The sequence below is a fragment of the Pseudomonas fluorescens genome (assembly GCF_000730425.1).
Classification (GTDB): Bacteria; Pseudomonadota; Gammaproteobacteria; order Pseudomonadales; family Pseudomonadaceae; genus Aquipseudomonas; species Aquipseudomonas fluorescens_X.
In genome coordinates, this window is the sequence record NZ_CP008896.1 from 264,160 (window position 1) to 283,082 (window position 18,923).

Below are 18,923 nucleotides of genomic sequence, written 5' to 3' on the forward strand. Positions count from 1 at the left end.
GTCCTTTATGTGCGATTTGTCCGACGGATGAACCGTTACGCACGCAGTTGAAGTCCAGGGTGTGGACGATGGCTGAGGTCTTGACCAATACCGGTCGGATCGCCAGCCGCAGGGAAGCAGAGGACCGAGCTATGGCTGTCGAATGGGTTGTCGCTGCGGGTGTGTTTATAGCTGCGAGTGCGGTGTTGTGGGGCTTGAGTGCCTGGATGACACGCCGTATCGAAGCAGCGGTTCCAAGTAACGGGCGCTTTCTTGAGATCGAGGGGGAGCGTTTTCATTATGTAGAAGAGGGCAAAGGGCCGCCGCTGGTGATGATCCACGGCCTGATGGGCAGCAGTCGTAACCTGACCTATGCCTTGTCGGCCCAATTGCGCGAACATTTTCGGGTGATCACCCTGGACCGTCCCGGCTCAGGCTATTCCACCCGGCACACAGGCACCGGTGCTGACCTGCAAAGCCAGGCCCGGCAGGTGGCGACCTTTATCCGCACCCTGGACCTGGGACAGCCCCTGGTGCTGGGGCATTCCCTGGGCGGGGCGATCTCCCTGGCCCTGGCCCTGGACCATCCCCATGCAGTGTCCGGGCTGGTGCTGGTGGCACCGCTGACCCATCCCCAGCGCATGATCCCCCTGGTGTTTCTGTCGCTGGCGGTGCGTCCGGCCTGGCTGCGGCGCTGGGTGTCGCGCACGCTGACGGTGCCCATCGGCATGCTCACCCGTAGTGCGGTGGTCAAAGGCGTGTTCGCCCCCGACCCGGCGCCCGCCGACTTCGCCACCCGCGGTGGCGGGATGCTGGGGATGCGTCCCGACAACTTTTATGCCGCCTCCACCGAGATCGGACTGGTCAACGATTACCTGCCCGATATGGTCAAGCGCTACCCCCAGTTGCGCCTGCCCATCGGCCTGATCTACGGCTCGCGGGACAAGGTGCTGGACTTTCGTAAACACGGCCAGGCCCTGGCGGACAAGGTGCCGGGGCTGAAGCTGCAGGTGGTCGAAGGCCGTGGCCATATGCTGCCGATCACCGCGACAGAACGGGTGGCTGCGCTGGTCGAGCAGGTTGCCAAACGCAGTAAGCCGGCGCAAAGCGCCACCGTCCTGCATCCGCCGTTTGCGCTGGCGAGCAAATAATCGTGAGCCCCACAGTGGGGTCGAAAGTCGCTAATGCTTGCCCTAGACGCCTGACCGAATGGATGAAAAAGAGACTGTGCGGTCACGTAGAAAAGGCCCCAAAAAAGTAGTTGACGACCTATCGGTTCCGCGCTATTTATTTAAAAAAATATTTCAATATTTATTTTGAAATGATTTTTGAAATGCCTAAGAGCGAATAAAATAATGAAAAAAACGCCTTTTATCGCATGGTTGATTTCAAACGGCTTTCAGGGCCACCTGAACCGGTTTCCTGGCGCCTTTGCTCCGTTCTCCATCCCTGGCGCGCAGTGCGCCCGGAGGTTGCCATGAATCAGACCCTGGCCGCCCCGCACGTCTGGACCGACGGCAAGCGCCACCTGTGGTGGCTTGGCATCATGCCTTTGGCAACGCCTCTGCTGTCTGGCGCCCTGGCCATCACCACCGGTGTACAAGAACTGTGGTGGGTCGGTGTGCTGGTGATTTTCGGCCTGATCCCGCTGATCGACGGTCTGCTTGGCGAAGACGTCAGCAACCCGCCGGAATCTGCGGTCAGCGGCCTTGAATCGCAGAAGTACTATCGCTGGATCGTCTACACCGGTGTGTCGTTCGTTATCTCATCCCTGGTGATTACCGGTTGGCTGGCCGTCAGCGGCATTGACTGGATGATCAACGGCGGGCTGCTGCAGCTCACGGCTTCCATGGACCCTTCCAGCTGGGTGGCGCAAACCGCCAGCTACCTGACCTCTCGGGCGCAACTGCACGGCGAAGTCAGCGGGTTTACCTACCTGGGCATGGCCATGTCCACCGGCGCCGCCACCGGTATTGCGATCAATACCGCCCATGAACTGGGGCACAAGCCACGCCTGCTGGAGATCGTGCTGGCGAAGATCACCCTGGCGCCGACCTTCTACGGGCACTTCTATACCGAACACAATCGTGGCCATCACGTGCGCGTCGCCACCCCGCAAGACCCGGCCAGCTCGCGGCTGGGGGAGAGCTTCTGGGCCTTCCTGCCGCGCTCGGTGTGGTTCAGCGCGCGCTCGGCCTGGAACCTGGAACGCGAACGCCTGCGCAAGCTCGGCTTGCCCGCGTGGCATTGGAAGAACGGCGTGCTCAGCGCCTGGATGTACAGCGTGGTGCTGTGGGGCGCCATGATTGCCTGGCTGGGCATGGCGGTGATTCCATTCCTGTTGATCCAGGGCATCTACGGCTTCTCGTTGCTGGAAGTGGTGAACTATGTCGAGCACTACGGGCTTAAACGCCAGAAGTTGCCCAATGGCCGTTATGAACGGTGTTCGCCGCGCCACTCCTGGAACAGCAACCGCATCGTCACCAATATCTTTCTGTTCCAGTTACAGCGTCACTCCGATCATCACGCCAACCCGACCCGCAGTTATCAGTCGCTGCGCCACTTTGATGAATCGCCGCAACTGCCGTATGGCTACGCCAGCATGATTGTCTGGGCCTACATCCCTTACTTGTGGCGCCGGCGTATGGATCATCGGGTGCTGCGGCACTATGGGGGGGATGTCACCCTGGCCAATATCCAACCCTCCAAGCGTTTGAAGATACTGGAGAAGTACGGCAAGACCAGCACCTTCTGATGTGAATCAACTGTTGTAGGGCGCACTCGGGATCTGTGTATCGCGCAGGTTTTCATCGCCCACGGTTTGTCGGTTTCGAGTGCTGCTTAAGTTGCAAGAAAGTTGTTTGACCCGAACAAAAATAAAATAAAGGGAAGGACGTACACCATGCAAACACCTGCCAAGTTCACTGCCCATATCGTGCTCGCTGCACTGGGTCTTATCGCCTATCACCAGGCCCAGGCAGCACGTATCGAACCTGCCGGCAGCGCCTTCACGGCCCAGGGCCCCATCAGCTTTTCCAAGGGCGCGCTGATCAGTGCCGACTGCACCATCAAAGTGGCCGGCAAGGTCGCGGCGGATGGTTCACACGTCAATGTCGACATCGTCGAGTTCGACGGCGGCCTTAAATGCAGCCGCGTCGAAGCCATCAACTTGCCCTGGATATTGGTGGCCAAGGACACCAAGAGCGGCTCCATGTCGAAGATCAGTGTCGATGTGCACGCCTTTGGCCTGGGCGGCAAGTGCGGCCCATCCACCGCCGAGGGCACCTGGGATAACGCCACTGGCAAGTTGGAAGCGGCCAATGTGCCGATTGGCGAAGACTGCAAGATCAAGACGGTGTCGATCAAGATGCCGCCGACGTTCAAAGTCGTCGAGTAAACACCCGGATTTGTAGCGGTAAATGAATTGAAATTTGGCTGGAAAGGGAAGTTCTGCTGTTTCTCCGTGACCTCTCGATCATGGCCATTACCCCGGCGAAATGACTCGCCATACATGTGAGGAAAAATAATGAAAAGTTTGAAAACCCTCGTTTGTGTAAGTTCGTTTGCTCTGTGCTTTGGCGCGGCTTCGATGGCCAATGCCGTCGCGATTACCCCTGATGGTCCATTTACCACGAATCAGGGCACCATCGTCGTGAAAACGCCATCTGCTCCCGGCGATATCACCTGCAACGTGACCTTTGGCGGGAATGTGGCCGGCGGGATCGCCACCATCACTTCGGCGTCTCTTTCCGGTCCAGTGCTTTGCAGCTTGCCAACGCTGAAGAACATTCCAACGCCAGGTTGGGTACTGACGCCAAGCACTTTTGACACTGTCAGCCAAACGGGCACGGGTGTGGTGACCGGTGTGGGTTGGACCATCGTTTTCCCAGCGTCCAACTGTGGCCCAGGCCCGCTTGACGTCAAGTGGGACGAAGCAAGCAAAACCCTGTCGTCAAATGTCAGCCAGCCACTGTCCGGCAATTGCTTCGTCAGGTCGCTGAACGTCAAGGCCCCAACCCTGAAGTTGCAATAAGAGCAAAGGGCTGATCACCCCTGAGAGAAGCAGGTGCCTCACTAGAGGCACCTGTTGAGGTAAAGCGGCTCAGTTGTGCCGGTTGTGATGAATAAAAATAATAAGGAGTGGCGCATGAATAACAAGAAACAGCAGGCCCAGGCGTTATTAGGCCTGGCATTGTTGGGTGGGCTGATCGCCTCGGCAGGAACCGTTCAGGCGGGTGGTTTCATGACGCCAACTGCGAATACTGCTGGCTGGGGCCGGGCATTTGGTGGCGGTTCAATGTTCAAGAACGATCCCTCAGCCGCCTATAACAACCCGGCTGCCATGGCCTTCATTGACAAGACCATCTCGCAGTTCACCATCAACTACGCAAACATCGACATCAAATACAAAGGCTCGGCGTATGACTACGCGGGCAATCCGACATCCACCACGATCATGGATCCTACGACCGGGGAGCTCGTCTCGTCGACCCCGCGCACCGGTAACGGCGGCCAGGGCGGATTCGAAGCATGGGTACCCACCGGCTTTATGGTGATTCCAATCAACGACCGCTTTGCCTTTGGTTTGAGCCAGGTGGTGCCTATGGGCGCCCGCACAACCTGGGATGAGGATTGGAAGGGCCGCGACTTTGCGGTGGACACCCGCATCGAAACCGTTGGCCTGACCGGTTCCCTGTCGTTCAAGGTCAATGATGAGTTTTCCATCGGTGGCGGTGCAATTCTGCAGCACACCAAAGGTTTTGTGAGCCAGAACGTCGACCTGTATGCCGCTGCTGCACAGTCGCCGGACTTCGGGATGATTCCGTTCCCGGCCGGCCAGGGCTCCGCCTTGATGCGCGTGAAGGTCGACAACAACTCCCTGGGCTGGTTTGCGGGGATGACCTGGAAGCCTACGGCGCAAGACACTCTGGGCTTGAACTACCACGCCAAGATCAAGAACAAGCTGGAGGGCAAGTACAACATATACGCCGATCCGACCTCGGAAGGGTTGATGACCATTCCTGTGGTCGACGGTAAAACCCTGGTCGAGCTGGCTTATCCTGGGCTCAAACTGTATCCGGGCGGTGCCAATGCCTCCACGCAACTGGACATTCCGGCCAACGCCTCCCTGGACTGGGTACACGACTTCTCTGACCGCCTGAGCCTGGGCGCCAGCGTGACCTGGACCCAATGGTCATCCTTCGAGGCGCTGACCTTGAAGTCCAATGGCAGCACCATTGTGTCGATCCCGTACAAGTACAAAAACACCTGGATGTACTCCTTCGGCGGCGACTACAAACTCACGGATGACTTCACCGTGCGTGCCGGTGTGGCCTTTGACCAGACCCCAACCCGCAACTCCACCCGTGACCCGCGTATCCCGGATGGTGATCGCACGTTTGCCTCCCTGGGCTTTGGCTACAACATCCGCGCCATTCCCGGCTTGAGCATCGACGGCGCGTATTCCCGCCAGTTTGTGGAAACCGTCAAGCTCAAGACCAAGAACGTTGATCGTCTTGGCGCGGCATCGCTGGATGGCAAGTCCGAGGCCAAGGGCGAAGTGCTCAGTCTGTCGGCGACCTACGCCTTCTGACCTGACGTCGTGCCGGTGTAGTGCCTGGGTAAACGCGTAGTCAGCGCATCTTTCTGCTGCGTTTACCCGGTGCTGCATCACGGGGTCGCCCACGTGCCCCGTGGTGATTTTCGTCCTCTTCGACACTTCGGCTGACACGTTCGGCCGAGCATTATTTCGCTTCGACATTAAATAAAAATTTCAAAACAAAATTTGAATTTATCTTTTCAAGTTTGTAGTGTGGTGATCAGTCGCAGGCCATCTCGACCTGCTGATGTGCGTGCCGTACCCCGAATAAGTTGCCCTGATCAAGTAGAGGTATCTCCATGGTTATCTGGTTATTGGCGGGACTCGCAGCTGCGACTGCCCTGGCGTATCGACAAGCGGCAGCCACCCTGTGGCTGGGGGCTGGCCTGGTCTGGCTGGCGGGTGGTTATCTGTTCAATGCGGTCGCAGGTCTTGGCCTGGGTATTGCGACGCTGCTGGTGGTGTTGCCGGCGCTGCTGCTGAGCATCAAGCCTTTGCGCCGTGCGCTGTTGACCAGCAAGGCCCTGGGACTGTTTCGCACGATCATGCCGGCCATGTCCGACACTGAGCGCGCGGCTATTGAGTCCGGCACCGTCTGGTGGGACGCCGAGCTGTTCAGCGGCAAACCCAATTGGCCGCGCCTGCTGCAGGCCGCGCCGGCGCGTTTGAGCGCCGAAGAACAGGCCTTCCTCGACAACGAAGTGGAAACCCTCTGCGACATGGCCAACGACTGGGAAACTACCCAGGTCTGGCAGGACCTGTCGCCTGAAGGCTGGCAGTACACCAAGGACGCCGGTTTCCTCGGCATGATCATCCCCAAGCAATATGGCGGCAAAGGCTTCTCCCACTATGCCCATTCGCAAGTGGTGATGAAGCTGTCGACCCGTTGCTCGGCGGCGGCGATTTCGGTGATGGTTCCCAACTCCCTGGGCCCCGCCGAACTGTTGTTGCATTACGGCACCGATGCCCAGCGCAACTACTACCTGCCGCGCCTGGCCCGTGGCGAAGACATCCCGTGCTTTGCCCTCACCAGCCCCTACGCCGGCTCCGATGCCGGGGCGATTCCCGACCTGGGCATCGTTTGCAAGGGCCTGCATGAAGGCCAGGAAGTACTGGGTTTCAGCGTGACCTGGGACAAGCGCTACATCACCCTCGGTCCCATTGCCACTGTGCTGGGCCTGGCCTTCCGCGCCGAAGACCCGGACGGCCTGCTGGGCCAGCCCGGTTCGCTGGGCATCACCTGCGCATTGATCCCCACCTCCCATCCCGGGGTGGACAGTGGGCGCCGTCACTGGCCCCTCAATGCGGTGTTCCAGAACGGTCCTACCACCGGCAAGGATGTGTTCATTCCCCTGGAATGGGTGATCGGCGGCCGCGAGCAAGTGGGCAACGGCTGGCGCATGCTGATGGAATGCCTGGCGGCCGGGCGGGCGATTTCCCTGCCGTCGGCCAACGTCGGCCTGGGCAAGGTGGCGGTACGCGGCACCACGGCCTATGCGGCGATGCGTAAACAGTTCGGCCTGCCCATCGGCAAGTTCGAAGGCGTGCAGGCGCCCCTGGCGCGCATGGCCGGGCATCTGTATGCCTGCGACGCCGTGCGCAAGGTATCGGTGGCGTCGTTGGATGCGGGCGAGAAGCCCTCGGTTATCTCGGCGATCGCCAAATACCACGTCACCGAGCGCGCACGGATCATCGTCAACGATGGCATGGATATCGTCGCCGGCAAGGGCATCTGCATGGGCCCCAATAACTTCCTGGCCCGTGCCTATCAGCAAAGCCCCATCGCGATCACGGTGGAGGGCGCGAATATCATGACCCGCTGCCTGATCATCTATGGCCAGGGCCTGATCCGTTGCCATCCTTATGTACTGCGCGAGATGGAAGCGGCGCGCAACACCGACAGTCGCCAGGCGTTGCTGGCGTTCGACAGCGCCATGTTCGGTCACCTGAGCTTTGTGCTGGCCAACACCGTACGTGCGGCGGTGCATTCCCTGACAGGTGGGCGGCTGATTTCCGTACCGGCCAAGACCGATCCGGCGCTGGCGTCCTACTATCGTCAGGCCAATCGGCTGTCGGTGGTGCTGGCGTTGATTTCCGATATTTCCATGGGCGTGCTGGGCGCAGCGCTCAAGCGCAAGGAAAGCATCACCGGGCGCCTGGGGGATATTCTGTCCCAGCTTTACATACTGTCCTGCGTGCTCAAGCGCTTTGAGGACGATGGCCGGCCCCAGGCGGATCTGCCGTTGGTCCATTGGTCGGCTCAGGATGCCCTGTTGCGGGCCCATGAAGCCCTGGCCGAGGTACTCGACAACTACCCCTCCAAGCCCGCTGCGGCCGTGATCCGTGGCTTGAGCTTCCCATTCGGCATTCCCCTGCGCAAACCATCTGACCGGCTGCTGGCCCAGGTCGCGGAGTTGGTGCAGACCCCAGGGGAAAGCCGCGACCGTTTGCTGGCCAATTCCTACATCCCGCGCCCGGAAATCGACAAGCTGGCCTATGGCGAATTGGCGTTCCGCCTGTTGCCGCAGGTGGTGTTGATCGAAGGGCGGCTCAAGGCAGCCGTCAAGCAGGGCGCCCTCGATCCGATGCCGATCAGCGCCACGGCCTTTACCGCCTGGCGCATCAAGGCTCGCGCCCTGGACTTGATCAGTGCCGACGAAGACGCGTTGCTGGCGCGCTATGTGGAGTACGCCGACCACGGCATTCAGGTGGACGACTTTCCGCAGGACTTTGGCTTGCTGGAGGCGCTGCAAAAGCGTCAGCAAGCGGTGGAGCAAACGGTCAAACCCAGCAGCAAAAAACGTGAAAACGCCCCGGTGAACTAAACACCAACACGCCCCCTGTAGGCGCTGGCTTGCCAGCGATAGCGGTGTACCAGATTCCATCTCTGGCACAGAGACACCGCCATCGCCGGCAAGCCGGCTCCTACAGGGGGGTTGGGTTTGCAAGGATCGATTTATGAGCGACAGCTACCTTTCTTTTGTCAATTCCACCTGGGGCCGTCGCCTGGCCCAGGCCATCGGCTTGCCACAGCCCTTGCCCCTGCAACGCCACCGCAGCGGCCAGCAAGGCCTGGCCAACCCGGTGATCATCGCCGGGGCAGGGCGCCTGTCGGATGAGGTGCAGCGCATTTTCAAGGCCACCGATACCGTGGCGGCCCAGGCCGCCACGCTCAAGGCGCCGGCCACGGTCAAGGTCCAGGGCGCGGTATTCGATGCCAGCGCCGTGGTCGACCTCAAGCAACTGGACGAACTCTACGCATTCTTCCACGCCAATGCCCGGCGCCTGGGGCAGCACGCACGGGTGGTGGTACTGGGCACTGCGCCCGAACACAGCCAGGACTTGCCCCAGGCTATCGCCCAGCGCGCCCTTGAGGGGTTGGTACGCTCCCTGGCCAAGGAGCTGCGGCGCGCGATTACCGTGCAGTTGATCTATGTCGAGCCGGGTGCCGAGCAGGCCCTGGAGAGCAGCCTGCGGTTCTTTCTGTCGCGGCGTTCGGCCTATGTGTCGGGGCAGGTGGTGCGCCTGGAAAAACCGGTGGACGCCCGCCCCAGCATCAACTGGGACAAGCCTTTCAGTGGCCGCCGCGCCCTGGTCACCGGCGCCTCCCGTGGCATCGGCCTGGCCATTGCCCAGGTCCTGGCCCGTGACGGGGCGCAGGTGGTATGCGTGGATGTGCCGCAAGCGCTGCACTCCTTGGAGCAGGCGGCCAGCAGCGTCGGCGGCCAGCCCTGGGCGCTGGATATCACCGCCACCGATGCCGTGCAGCAGTTGCAGGCCTATGTCGCCGAGCATGGCGCGTTTGACGTGGTGGTGCATAACGCCGGGATCACCCGTGACAAGACCATCGCCAAGATGACCGAAGCGGCCTGGCGCAACGTGCTGGCGGTCAACCTCGAAGCCCCCTTGCAGCTGAGTGACGCCTTGCTGCAAGGGCAGGGGCTCAATGTGGGGGGACGGATTGTCTGTGTGTCATCGATCTCGGGGATCGCCGGCAACCTGGGACAAAGCAACTACGCCACCTCCAAGGCCGGGGTCATTGGCCTGGTGCAGGGCCTGGCACCGGTAGCGGCGGCGCGACAGGTCACGGTCAACGGCGTGGCGCCGGGGTTTATCGAGACCCAGATGACCGCGAAAATCCCGCTGATGATTCGCGAGGCGGGGCGACGCATGAATTCCCTGTCCCAGGGCGGGCAACCCGTCGACGTCGCCGAAACCATCGCCTGGCTGGCGCACCCGGCGTCGGGCGGGGTCAACGGCCAGGTGGTGCGCGTGTGCGGCCAAAGCCTGTTGGGAGCGTGAGCATGGACTACGTGACGCAGATTATCGAACCGCCACCGTCGCGCCATCGCCTGCTCTTGGACGGCCTGCTGGCATTGCGCAAACCCAGGCTGGAAGGCGCACCGGCCTTGCCCAGGGCGCGCCTGGTGCGCTCGGCGGTAGCGTTGTGCGCCGATGAGATGGCTGCCTATGGCCGGGCCTGTGGCTTTCGGCGTGAGCAAGGGGTGCCGTTGTCCTATCCCCATGTGCTGGCGTTCCCCTTGCACGTAATGCTGCTGACGCGTCCGAGCTTTCCGTACCCGGCCAGCGGCATGGTGCATCTGGCCAACCGCATTTGCCAGCATCGGCGCCTGCAAGAGGGCCAGGCCCTGCGCCTGGAAGTGTTTGCCGAGCGCTGGGTAGCCCATGCCAAGGGGCAGGCCTTGAGCATCGTCACCCATGCCTACAGCGCCGGCGAGTTGGTGTGGCAAAGCGAGAGCCTGTACCTGCGCCGGGATGTCGCCAACCCGGTGGGCGAGCCTTGGGGCGACAGCCTGGGATTGCCCGAAGAAGGCTTGCGGCGCACTCAACGCTGGGTGTTGCCGGCGGACTTGGGACGGCGCTTTGCCAAGGTATCGGGGGATTTCAATCCGATCCACACCTCGCTGATCGGTGCACGCCTGTTTGGCTTTCGCCGGGCCATCGCCCATGGCATGTGGACCCTGGGCCGCGCCCTGGCCGCCCAGCAACCCGCTGGCGGGCTGGACGTGGCCGAGGCCCATTGCGAGTTCAAGTTGCCGATCTTCCTGCCCGGCCAGGCCGCGCTGTGGAATGCTCCGGCAGACGGCCCGCACCGCGCGTTCGAGGTGCGCAGCCCGGACGGGGACAAACCCCATATGCGCGGTCTGTTTATCTGGCACCCACGTTTTGATGAGAGTCGTCCATGAGTGACTACAGTTTCAGCCCCGCCCCGACGCGTCGCGTGGCGATTGTCGGCGGCAACCGTATTCCGTTTGCCCGTTCCAATACGGTGTACGCCCACGACAGCAACCAGGATTTGCTGGTGGCTGCGCTGCAAGGCCTGGTGGACCGCTACAACCTGCACGGCCTGCGCCTGGGCGAGTTTGCCGCCGGCGCGGTGATCAAGCATTCGCGGGATTTCAACCTGGCCCGCGAATCGCTGTTGTCCACCACCCTGTCTCCCGAGACCCCGGCCTACGACCTGCAACAAGCCTGTGGCACGGGCCTTGAGGCGGCGTTGCTGGTGGCCAATAAAATTGCACTCGGCCAAATTGACGCCGGCATCGCCGGGGGGGCCGATACGACCTCCGATGCGCCCATCGGCATCAACGAATCCCTGCGCCGCACGCTGCTGGCGGCCAACCGCGCCAAGGGCCGCGGCAACAAACTGCGTAGCCTGTTGCAGGTGCGTCCGTCGATGCTGTTCAAGCCGCTGCTGCCACGCAATGGCGAGCCGCGTACCGGCTTGTCGATGGGCGAGCACTGCGAAGAAATGGCCAAGAGTTGGCAGATCAAGCGCCTGGCCCAGGACGAGTTGACCCTCAGCAGTCACCAGCGTCTCGACGCGGCTTATAAAAACGGTTTTTTCGATGACCTCATCAGCCCTTATCGCGGCCTGGCCCGCGACAACAACCTGCGCGCCGACGCCAGCCTGGAGAAGCTCGCGAGCCTGTCCCCGGCCTACGATCGGCACAACGGCACCCTCACGGCGGGCAACTCCACGCCATTGACCGACGGCGCCTCGGTGGTGCTGCTGGCCAGTGAAGAATGGGCCGCTGCGCGCGGCCTGCCGGTATTGGCGTACCTGCGCACCGGCGAGACCGCCGCGGTGAACTTCGTCGACGGCAGCGAAGGCCTGCTGATGGCCCCGGCCTATGCCGTGCCACGCATGCTGGCGCGCGAAGGCCTGAGCTTTGCCGATTTCGATTTCTTCGAGATCCACGAAGCCTTCGCAGCCCAGGTGCTGTGCACCCTCAAGGCCTGGGAAGACGGCGATTACTGCCGCGAGCGCCTGGGGCTGGAAGCGCCACTGGGGCCAATCGAGCGCGCCAAAATGAACGTCAACGGCGGCTCGCTCGGTTGCGGTCATCCCTTTGCCGCCACCGGCGGCCGCCAGTTGGCGGCGCTGGCCAAGGCCATCCACCAGCGGGGTGGTGGGCGTGGCTTGATTTCCATCTGTGCCGCCGGCGGCCTGGGCATTACCGCCATCGTTGAGAAGTAGCCGTACAAAAAAACAATAAGGAGACTGCGATGAACGCTGTAAGCCTGGACCAAACCGAACGTATCTGGCTGAACACCTACCTGCCTGGCGTCCCAAGCGATATCGATGCCGGTATCGAGGACTACCCGTCGTTGCGCGAGGTGTTTCTCGAACATTTGCACAAATACCGCGACCGTGTGGCCTACGTCAGCATTGGCACCGAAATGACCTACGCCACCTGGCAGGCCCAGGGCATCGCCTTCGCCGCCTGGCTTCAGGCCCAGGGCGTGCGCAAGGGCGATCGTGTGGCCCTGATGATGCCCAACTGTTTGCAGTACCCCATCTGCCTGTTGGGCACCCTGCTTGCCGGTGCGGTGGTGGTCAACGTCAACCCTTTGTACACCGCCCACGAACTCAAGCACCTGCTCAAGGACAGTGGCGCCGAGACCGTGGTGATCTTCGAGAACTTCGCGCACACCCTGGAAAAAGTCGTGGCCGGCAGTGCGCTCAAGCGCGTGGTCGTTGCGGCCATTGGCGATCTGCTCGGCAGCTTCAAGGGCGCGGCGATGAACTTCATCCTGCGTCGCGTGCAAAAACAGGTGCCGGCCTTCAACCTGCCGGGTGCGGTGCGCTTCAACCAGACGCTCAAGCAGGGCCGGGGACTGACCCACACTCCAGTACCCCTGGCACGTGAGGAACTGGCGTTCCTGCAATACACCGGCGGCACCACGGGGGATGCCAAGGGCGTGATGCTCAGCCACCGCAATATCATCGCCAACCTGCTACAGGCCAAGGCGTGGGTGGGCGATCAACTGGACCAGAACCAGCAGGAAACCAACGTCACCCTGTTGCCGCTGTACCACATCTTTTCCCTGACCGTGAATTGCCTGATGTTCATGTGCCTGGGCGGGCGCAATATCCTGATCGCCAACCCACGGGACGTGAAGCGGGTGCAGATGATCCTGCGCAAGGAGCGCTTCAACGGGATTGCCGGGGTCAACACGCTGTTCAACGGCCTGCTGGAGAACGCGGATTTTCGCGCCCGGGACTTTTCCGACCTGCGCCTGGTGATCGCCGGCGGCATGGCCACGCACACCGCCGTCGCCAAGCGCTGGAAAGCAGTGACCGGCCTGCCGATCATCGAGGGGTACGGCCTGACGGAATGTTCACCGGTGGTGAGCATCAGCCCCATCGACATCTCACGCATGCGCGAGATGGAATTTACCGGCAGCATCGGCGTGCCGTTGCCGTCGACCTGGGTGCGCTTTATCCGTGAGGACGGTGAAGTGGCCAGCATTGGCGAGCAGGGTGAATTGCAGGTGCGTGGCCCCCAGGTGATGCAGGGCTACTGGAAGCGTCCCAAGGAAACCGCCGAGGTACTGGACGCCGAGGGCTGGCTGTCGACCGGGGATATCGGGGTGATGAACGAGCAGGGCTTCATCCGCCTGGTGGATCGCAAGAAAGACATGATCCTGGTTTCTGGCTTCAACGTGTACCCCAATGAGATCGAGGACGTGGTGGCATTGCACCCGGGCGTCGCGGAAGTGGCGGCGATTGGCGTGGAGGATGGGGTGACCGGTGAAAAGGTGAAGATTGTGGTCGTGCGTCGCGACCCGAACCTGACCCAGGAGCAACTGTTGGCCCATTGCCGGGAATACTTGACCGGGTACAAGGTGCCGAAGTTTGTCGAGTTCCGTACCGAGGAGCTACCGAAGACCACGGTAGGCAAGGTCCTGCGCCGGGCACTGCGCTAAACGCACTCGCTGTAGGGGCGGGCTTGCCGGCGATAGCGTTTGTGAAATTGCCATTGCGGCAAGCCGGCTCCTACAGGGGATCTCTGCCAGGCGTAGCGTTCTGGTCGCACCACGCCTCCATCGCCGGCAAGGGCGTTAGGGTGTTGTTCAGACCTCGCTCACCCTGACCCAACGCTCTTCGCGCGCAGCCACCCGAATCGCCGTTGCCAACCGCTCCACTTCCCAGGCTGCTTCAAAATCGGTGCCGCCCGCACCTTGCCCCGCCAGTGCCATGATCAATTCCTGTACTTCCAGGGTCTTCAATTCGTTGTACCCCAATTGATGCCCCGCCGCCGGGCTGAACGCGGCATAGCCGGGGAGGGCGGGGCCCGCCAGCAAGCGCTGGAAACCCTGGTCGCCGGCGCGAAACAGGCGCAGCTCGTTCAACCGCTCCTGATCGAACGCCAGGGTGCCGCGTGTGCCACTGATCTCGAAACTCAGGTGATTCTTGTAGCCATGCTTGAGCCAGCTACTGCTGACGGTCCCGCGCGCGCCATTGGCAAAGTGCAGCAAGGCGTGCACCTGATCGTCCACCCCGATCGAACGCCATTGGGCACTGCCAGGGCTGGCGGGGCGCTGACTGTGGACGGTCTGGCTATCGGCACAGACCCTGAGCACATTCCCCACCAGGTAACGCGCCATCGCCAGCAGATGACTGCCCAGGTCCGCCAGGGCGCCGCCGGCATGCCCGACCTCGCAGCGCCATGACCAGGGCGAGGCCGGGTCGGCCATGAAGTCTTCACTGAATTCGCCCTGGAAACTGATGATCTGCCCCAGCTCGCCCGCGTCGATCATCTGCCGCGCCAGCACCAGCATGGGGTTGTGCTGATAGTTGTAGCCGACCCGTGTCACCACCCCGGCCTCGCTGGCGGCCAGGCGCATGGCGTCGGCTTGTTGCAGGCTGATTGCCAGGGGTTTTTCGCAATACACCGCCTTGCCCGCCGCCAGCGCGGCCATGGCCATGGGGTGGTGCAGGTGATTGGGGGTGGTGATGGCAACCAGGTCCACTTGCGGGTTATCGATCAATTGCTGCCAGTCGCCATGGGCCTTGGCAAAACCCCAGGCGCTGGCGCAGCGTTGCGCGCGCTGGCTGTCGGCATCGGCCAGGGCGGCCAGCGTCAGGTTGAAGGGCAAATCAAACACCGCACGGGCGTTATTGAACGCCAATGCGTGGGCACGGCCCATGAAGCCTGTGCCAATCAGGCCGATTCCGAGTGCGCGCATGGCGGTGGTCCTTTTGGATTATTGTTTTCGGGAAAGCAATTAATAGAATAAAAATTCTCAACTATCAATACATAGAATAAAAATACCATATCCTGTAGGCGCCGGCTTGCCGGCGATGGCGCCCCAGAGAACGCCATCGCCAGCAAGCCGGCTCCTGCGACAGGTCATCATTTGGGCGAATGCGGCTATATTCAGCCAGCAGGCAAAAGGCCTTCAGTTAACAAAAGATAACGTAGCGCCGATTGTCAGACGATTCGAAAGCCCGATAGGATGGCCCCTGCTTCCTCAAGGGGCTCTAGATTGCAGGTTTGAGCACTGCGAACACCCTGGAAGGTGTTACGACCTAACAATAATAAATGGGAGAAAGGTCTATGAGTGAGCCTGTCATGGGTGTGGGTTTTTGCCGCCCGCTCGCCTCGCGCAAGGTCGCGGTGCTGGCTACAGCGCTCTCGCTGCTGGGGGCTGTCGCGTTGTCGACCGCGGCCCAGGCTGCAACCGACGCCGCAGAACCTGCGGCCTTTGCCATTGAATCGCCAAAGGCCGAAAAAGGCCTGATGATCGACGTCGTGCACGCCGGCAAGCGCCTGGTGGCGGTCGGTGATCGCGGGCATATCCTCTATTCCGATGATCAGGGCGCCACCTGGGTGCAGGCCAAGGTGCCGACCCGCCAGTTGCTCACGGCGGTGTTTTTCATCGATGACCAGCACGGCTGGGCGGTGGGACATGACGCCAAGATCCTCGCCAGCACCGATGCCGGGGCCACCTGGACTGAGCAGTTCAAGGACCTCAGCCGTGAAGCGCCGTTGCTGGACGTGCTGTTCAACGACCCCAACCACGGGTTTGCCGTGGGGGCCTACGGGGCGTTGATCGAGACCACCGACGCGGGCAAGACCTGGCTGGACGTCAGCGACCGCCTCGATAACGAAGACCAGTTCCACCTCAATGCTATTGCCCAAGTCAAGGATGGCGGCCTGTTTATCGTTGGCGAACAGGGCAGCATGTTCCGCTCCAGCGACGAGGGGCAGACCTGGGAAAAACTCGAAGGCCCCTACGAGGGCTCGCTGTTTGGTGTGATTGGCACGGCCCAACCCAAGACCCTCCTGGCCTACGGCCTGCGCGGTAACCTTTTCCGTTCCACCGATTTTGGTGATACCTGGGCACCGGTGGAGCTGAAGGCCGCCCGGGGCGCCCTGGAATTCGGCTTGTCGGGCGCGACCTTGCTCGACGACGGCACCCTGGTGGTGGTCGGCAACGGCGGCAGCGTGGTGGTCAGCCACGACGATGGCCTGACGTTCAGCGTATTCAACCGCCCAGACCGTATTTCACTCTCGGCGGTGACGGCGGCGGGCAATGGCGACTTGATTCTGGTGGGGCAGGGTGGCGTACGCGTCGCGACCCCCGCTGGCGCCGAACGCAAAAAACAATAAGAAGGCGGGGATAGAATGAGCAGTCATCACAACGATAAAGCGACCTTTCTTGAGCGCCTGATCTTCAATAACCGCCCGGCAGTGATCGTGATCTGTCTGCTGGTAAGTATTTTCCTGTTCTGGCAGGCCACCCTGATCCGGCCCTCCACCAGCTTTGAAAAAATGATCCCGTTGCAGCACCCCTTCATCGAAAAGATGATGGAGCACCGCAACGACCTGGCGAACCTGGGCAACACCGTGCGTATCTCGGTGGAGGCCAAGGACGGTGACATCTTCAGCAAGGAGTACATGGAGACCCTGCGCCAGATCAACGACGAGGTGTTCTACATCTCCGGCGTCGACCGTTCCGGCCTCAAGTCGCTGTGGAGCCCCAGCGTACGCTGGACTGAAGTCACCGAAGAAGGCTTTGCCGGCGGCGAAGTGATCCCGCAGAGCTACAACGGCTCGCCGGAAAGCCTCGACCAGTTGCGCAACAACGTGCTCAAGTCCGGCCAGGTCGGGCGCCTGGTGGCCAACGACTTCAAGTCGAGCATCGTCGATATCCCGCTGCTGGAGTCGTATCCAGACCCGCAGGACCAAGGCAAGCTGCTGGCCCTGGACTACCAGAAATTCTCCCATGAGCTGGAAGACAAGATCCGCACCAAGTTCCAGGAGCAGAACCCTAACGTCCAGATCCATATCGTCGGTTTCGCCAAGAAAGTCGGGGACCTGATCGACGGCCTGCTGATGGTGGTGCTGTTCTTCGGTATCGCGTTCGTGATCACGCTGGTGTTGCTGCTGTGGTTCACCAACTGCCTGCGCAGTACCGTCGCGGTATTGATCACGACGCTGGTGGCGGTGGTCTGGCAGTTGGGGCTGATGCACTTCTTCGGGTTTGGCCTGGATCCGTATTCGATGCTGGTGCCGTTCCTGATCTTCGCCATCGGCATTTCCCATGGTGTGCAGAAGATCAACGGCATTGCCCTGCAATCCAGTGAGGCCGACAACGCCTTGACGGCGGCCCGGCGCACGTTCCGGCAACTGTTCCTGCCTGGGATGATCGCGATTCTCGCGGATGCGGTGGGCTTTATCACCCTGCTGATCATCGATATCGGCGTGATCCGTGAACTGGCCATCGGTGCCTCCATCGGTGTGGCGGTGATCGTGTTCACCAACCTGATCCTGTTGCCGGTAGCGATTTCCTACGTTGGCATCAGCAAACGCGCGATTGCCAAGAGTAAAAAGGACGCAAACCGCGACCATCCGTTCTGGCGCCTGTTGTCGAACTTCGCCAGCCCGAAAGTGGCGCCCATCTCCATTGCCCTGGCCCTGGTCGCCTTCGGTGGCGGCCTGTGGTACAGCCAGAACCTGAAGATCGGCGACCTCGACCAGGGCGCGCCGGAACTGCGCCCGGACTCGCGCTACAACAAAGACAACAACTTCATCATCAACAACTACTCCACCAGCTCCGATGTGCTGGTCGTGATGGTCAAGACAAAGGCCGAAGGCTGCTCGCGCTACGAAGCCATGGCGCCCATCGATCAGTTGATGTGGAAGATGCAGAACACCGAGGGCGTGCAGTCGGCGATCTCCCTGGTGACCGTGTCCAAGCAGATGATCAAGGGCATGAACGAGGGCAACCTGAAATGGGAAACTCTGTCGCGCAACCCGGATGTGCTGAACAACTCCATCGCCCGCGCCGATGGGCTGTACAACAACAATTGTTCCCTGGCGCCGGTGCTGGTGTTCCTCAACGACCACAAGGCCGAAACCCTCGACCGTGCGGTAAGTGCGGTGCAGGCGTTCGCCAAGGAAAACAACAAGGACGGCCTGGAATTTATCCTTGCCGCCGGTAACGCCGGGATCGAAGCCGCCACCAACGAAGTGATCAAGGAGGCCGAGCTGACCATCCTGATCCTGGTCTACCTGTGCGTGGCCACCATGTGCATGATCACCTTCCGTTCGTGGGCGGCGACCTTGTGCATTGTCCTGCCGCTGGTGCTGACCTCGGTGCTGGGCAACGCGCTGATGGCGTTCATGGGCATTGGCGTCAAGGTCGCGACCTTGCCGGTGGTGGCCCTGGGCGTGGGGATTGGCGTGGACTACGGCATCTACATCTACAGCCGCCTGGAAAGTTTCCTGCGGGCCGGCCTGCCGTTGCAGGAAGCCTATTACCAGACCTTGAAATCCACCGGCAAGGCCGTGCTGTTCACCGGCCTGTGCCTGGCCATCGGCGTATGCACCTGGATCTTCTCGGCCATCAAGTTCCAGGCCGACATGGGCCTGATGCTGACCTTCATGCTGCTGTGGAACATGTTCGGCGCACTGTGGCTGTTGCCGGCGCTGGCGCGGTTCCTGATCAAGCCCGAGAAGCTGGCCGGGCAGAAGGGTAACTCACTGTTCGCCCATTGATCCCTTGCCGCCCCGTGATGTCTGCACCG

At 61.5% G+C, this 18,923-nt stretch carries 13 protein-coding genes; 12 read left to right on the forward strand and 1 reads right to left on the reverse strand.

Annotation, left to right across the window (positions count from 1 at the left end; genetic code table 11):
- Positions 1 to 131: 131 nt before the first annotated feature.
- The 10 genes from HZ99_RS00930 to HZ99_RS00975 all read left to right on the forward strand — a co-directional run bounded on the left by HZ99_RS00930 (position 132) and on the right by HZ99_RS00975 (position 13,813).
- The gene (locus HZ99_RS00930) at positions 132 to 1,130 is read left to right on the forward strand and encodes an alpha/beta fold hydrolase (protein ID WP_038440618.1); all 999 of its coding nucleotides are present in this window, start codon (positions 132 to 134) and stop codon (positions 1,128 to 1,130) included.
- Between the two features lie 326 nt (positions 1,131 to 1,456).
- The gene (locus HZ99_RS00935; protein ID WP_038440619.1) at positions 1,457 to 2,734 is read left to right on the forward strand and encodes an alkane 1-monooxygenase; all 1,278 of its coding nucleotides are present in this window, start codon (positions 1,457 to 1,459) and stop codon (positions 2,732 to 2,734) included.
- Positions 2,735 to 2,881: 147 nt separating this feature from the next.
- On the forward strand, positions 2,882 to 3,376 hold the full coding sequence (praA, locus tag HZ99_RS00940) for an alkane oxidation protein activator PraA (protein WP_038440622.1): 495 nt from the start codon (positions 2,882 to 2,884) through the stop codon (positions 3,374 to 3,376).
- Between the two features lie 129 nt (positions 3,377 to 3,505).
- Positions 3,506 to 4,012, forward strand: a complete 507-nt coding sequence (praB, locus tag HZ99_RS28245; protein ID WP_038440624.1) for an alkane oxidation protein activator PraB — start codon at positions 3,506 to 3,508, stop codon at positions 4,010 to 4,012.
- Between the two features lie 114 nt (positions 4,013 to 4,126).
- Positions 4,127 to 5,572, forward strand: coding sequence for an outer membrane protein transport protein (locus HZ99_RS00950; RefSeq protein ID WP_038440626.1), 1,446 nt, complete (start codon positions 4,127 to 4,129; stop codon positions 5,570 to 5,572).
- Positions 5,573 to 5,877: 305 nt separating this feature from the next.
- A complete protein-coding gene (locus HZ99_RS00955; RefSeq protein WP_038440628.1) occupies positions 5,878 to 8,403 on the forward strand; it encodes an acyl-CoA dehydrogenase in 2,526 nt (841 codons plus the stop codon).
- Between the two features lie 133 nt (positions 8,404 to 8,536).
- Positions 8,537 to 9,880 (forward strand): 3-oxoacyl-ACP reductase, encoded by a 1,344-nt coding sequence (locus HZ99_RS00960; protein ID WP_038440630.1) that lies wholly within the window; start codon positions 8,537 to 8,539, stop codon positions 9,878 to 9,880.
- Between the two features lie 2 nt (positions 9,881 to 9,882).
- Positions 9,883 to 10,785 carry a MaoC family dehydratase gene (locus HZ99_RS00965; RefSeq protein WP_038440631.1) on the forward strand — a complete coding sequence of 301 codons (903 nt, stop codon included), beginning with the start codon at positions 9,883 to 9,885 and terminating at the stop codon, positions 10,783 to 10,785.
- The gene (locus tag HZ99_RS00970) at positions 10,782 to 12,080 is read left to right on the forward strand and encodes an acetyl-CoA C-acetyltransferase (protein WP_038440632.1); all 1,299 of its coding nucleotides are present in this window, start codon (positions 10,782 to 10,784) and stop codon (positions 12,078 to 12,080) included. The genes HZ99_RS00965 and HZ99_RS00970 overlap by 4 nt, the downstream gene beginning before the upstream one ends.
- 29 nt (positions 12,081 to 12,109) lie before the next feature.
- Positions 12,110 to 13,813 (forward strand): AMP-binding protein, encoded by a 1,704-nt coding sequence (locus HZ99_RS00975; RefSeq protein WP_038440635.1) that lies wholly within the window; start codon positions 12,110 to 12,112, stop codon positions 13,811 to 13,813.
- A gap of 147 nt (positions 13,814 to 13,960) precedes the next feature.
- Here HZ99_RS00975 and HZ99_RS00980 read toward each other — a convergent pair whose 3' ends face one another.
- On the reverse strand, positions 13,961 to 15,076 hold the full coding sequence (locus HZ99_RS00980; protein ID WP_038440638.1) for a Gfo/Idh/MocA family protein: 1,116 nt from the start codon (positions 15,074 to 15,076) through the stop codon (positions 13,961 to 13,963).
- Between the two features lie 386 nt (positions 15,077 to 15,462).
- On the opposite strand from HZ99_RS00980, the gene HZ99_RS00985 reads away from it, so the two are divergent.
- Both HZ99_RS00985 and HZ99_RS00990 read left to right on the forward strand, forming a co-directional pair.
- A complete protein-coding gene (locus HZ99_RS00985; RefSeq protein WP_038440640.1) occupies positions 15,463 to 16,503 on the forward strand; it encodes a WD40/YVTN/BNR-like repeat-containing protein in 1,041 nt (346 codons plus the stop codon).
- Between the two features lie 15 nt (positions 16,504 to 16,518).
- Positions 16,519 to 18,894, forward strand: a complete 2,376-nt coding sequence (locus HZ99_RS00990; protein WP_038440641.1) for an efflux RND transporter permease subunit — start codon at positions 16,519 to 16,521, stop codon at positions 18,892 to 18,894.
- The last annotated feature ends 29 nt before the right edge of the window (positions 18,895 to 18,923 follow it).

Coding starts and splice junctions, on each gene's coding strand:
- HZ99_RS00965 (WP_038440631.1), top strand. CDS start 9,883: ATGGACTACGTGACGCAGATTATCGAACCGCCACCGTCGCGCCATCGC.
- HZ99_RS00935 (WP_038440619.1), top strand. CDS start 1,457: ATGAATCAGACCCTGGCCGCCCCGCACGTCTGGACCGACGGCAAGCGC.
- HZ99_RS00975 (WP_038440635.1), top strand. CDS start 12,110: ATGAACGCTGTAAGCCTGGACCAAACCGAACGTATCTGGCTGAACACC.
- HZ99_RS00980 (WP_038440638.1), bottom strand. CDS start 15,076: ATGCGCGCACTCGGAATCGGCCTGATTGGCACAGGCTTCATGGGCCGT.
- praA (WP_038440622.1), top strand. CDS start 2,882: ATGCAAACACCTGCCAAGTTCACTGCCCATATCGTGCTCGCTGCACTG.
- HZ99_RS00970 (WP_038440632.1), top strand. CDS start 10,782: ATGAGTGACTACAGTTTCAGCCCCGCCCCGACGCGTCGCGTGGCGATT.
- praB (WP_038440624.1), top strand. CDS start 3,506: ATGAAAAGTTTGAAAACCCTCGTTTGTGTAAGTTCGTTTGCTCTGTGC.
- HZ99_RS00990 (WP_038440641.1), top strand. CDS start 16,519: ATGAGCAGTCATCACAACGATAAAGCGACCTTTCTTGAGCGCCTGATC.
- HZ99_RS00950 (WP_038440626.1), top strand. CDS start 4,127: ATGAATAACAAGAAACAGCAGGCCCAGGCGTTATTAGGCCTGGCATTG.
- HZ99_RS00955 (WP_038440628.1), top strand. CDS start 5,878: ATGGTTATCTGGTTATTGGCGGGACTCGCAGCTGCGACTGCCCTGGCG.
- HZ99_RS00930 (WP_038440618.1), top strand. CDS start 132: ATGGCTGTCGAATGGGTTGTCGCTGCGGGTGTGTTTATAGCTGCGAGT.
- HZ99_RS00985 (WP_038440640.1), top strand. CDS start 15,463: ATGGGTGTGGGTTTTTGCCGCCCGCTCGCCTCGCGCAAGGTCGCGGTG.
- HZ99_RS00960 (WP_038440630.1), top strand. CDS start 8,537: ATGAGCGACAGCTACCTTTCTTTTGTCAATTCCACCTGGGGCCGTCGC.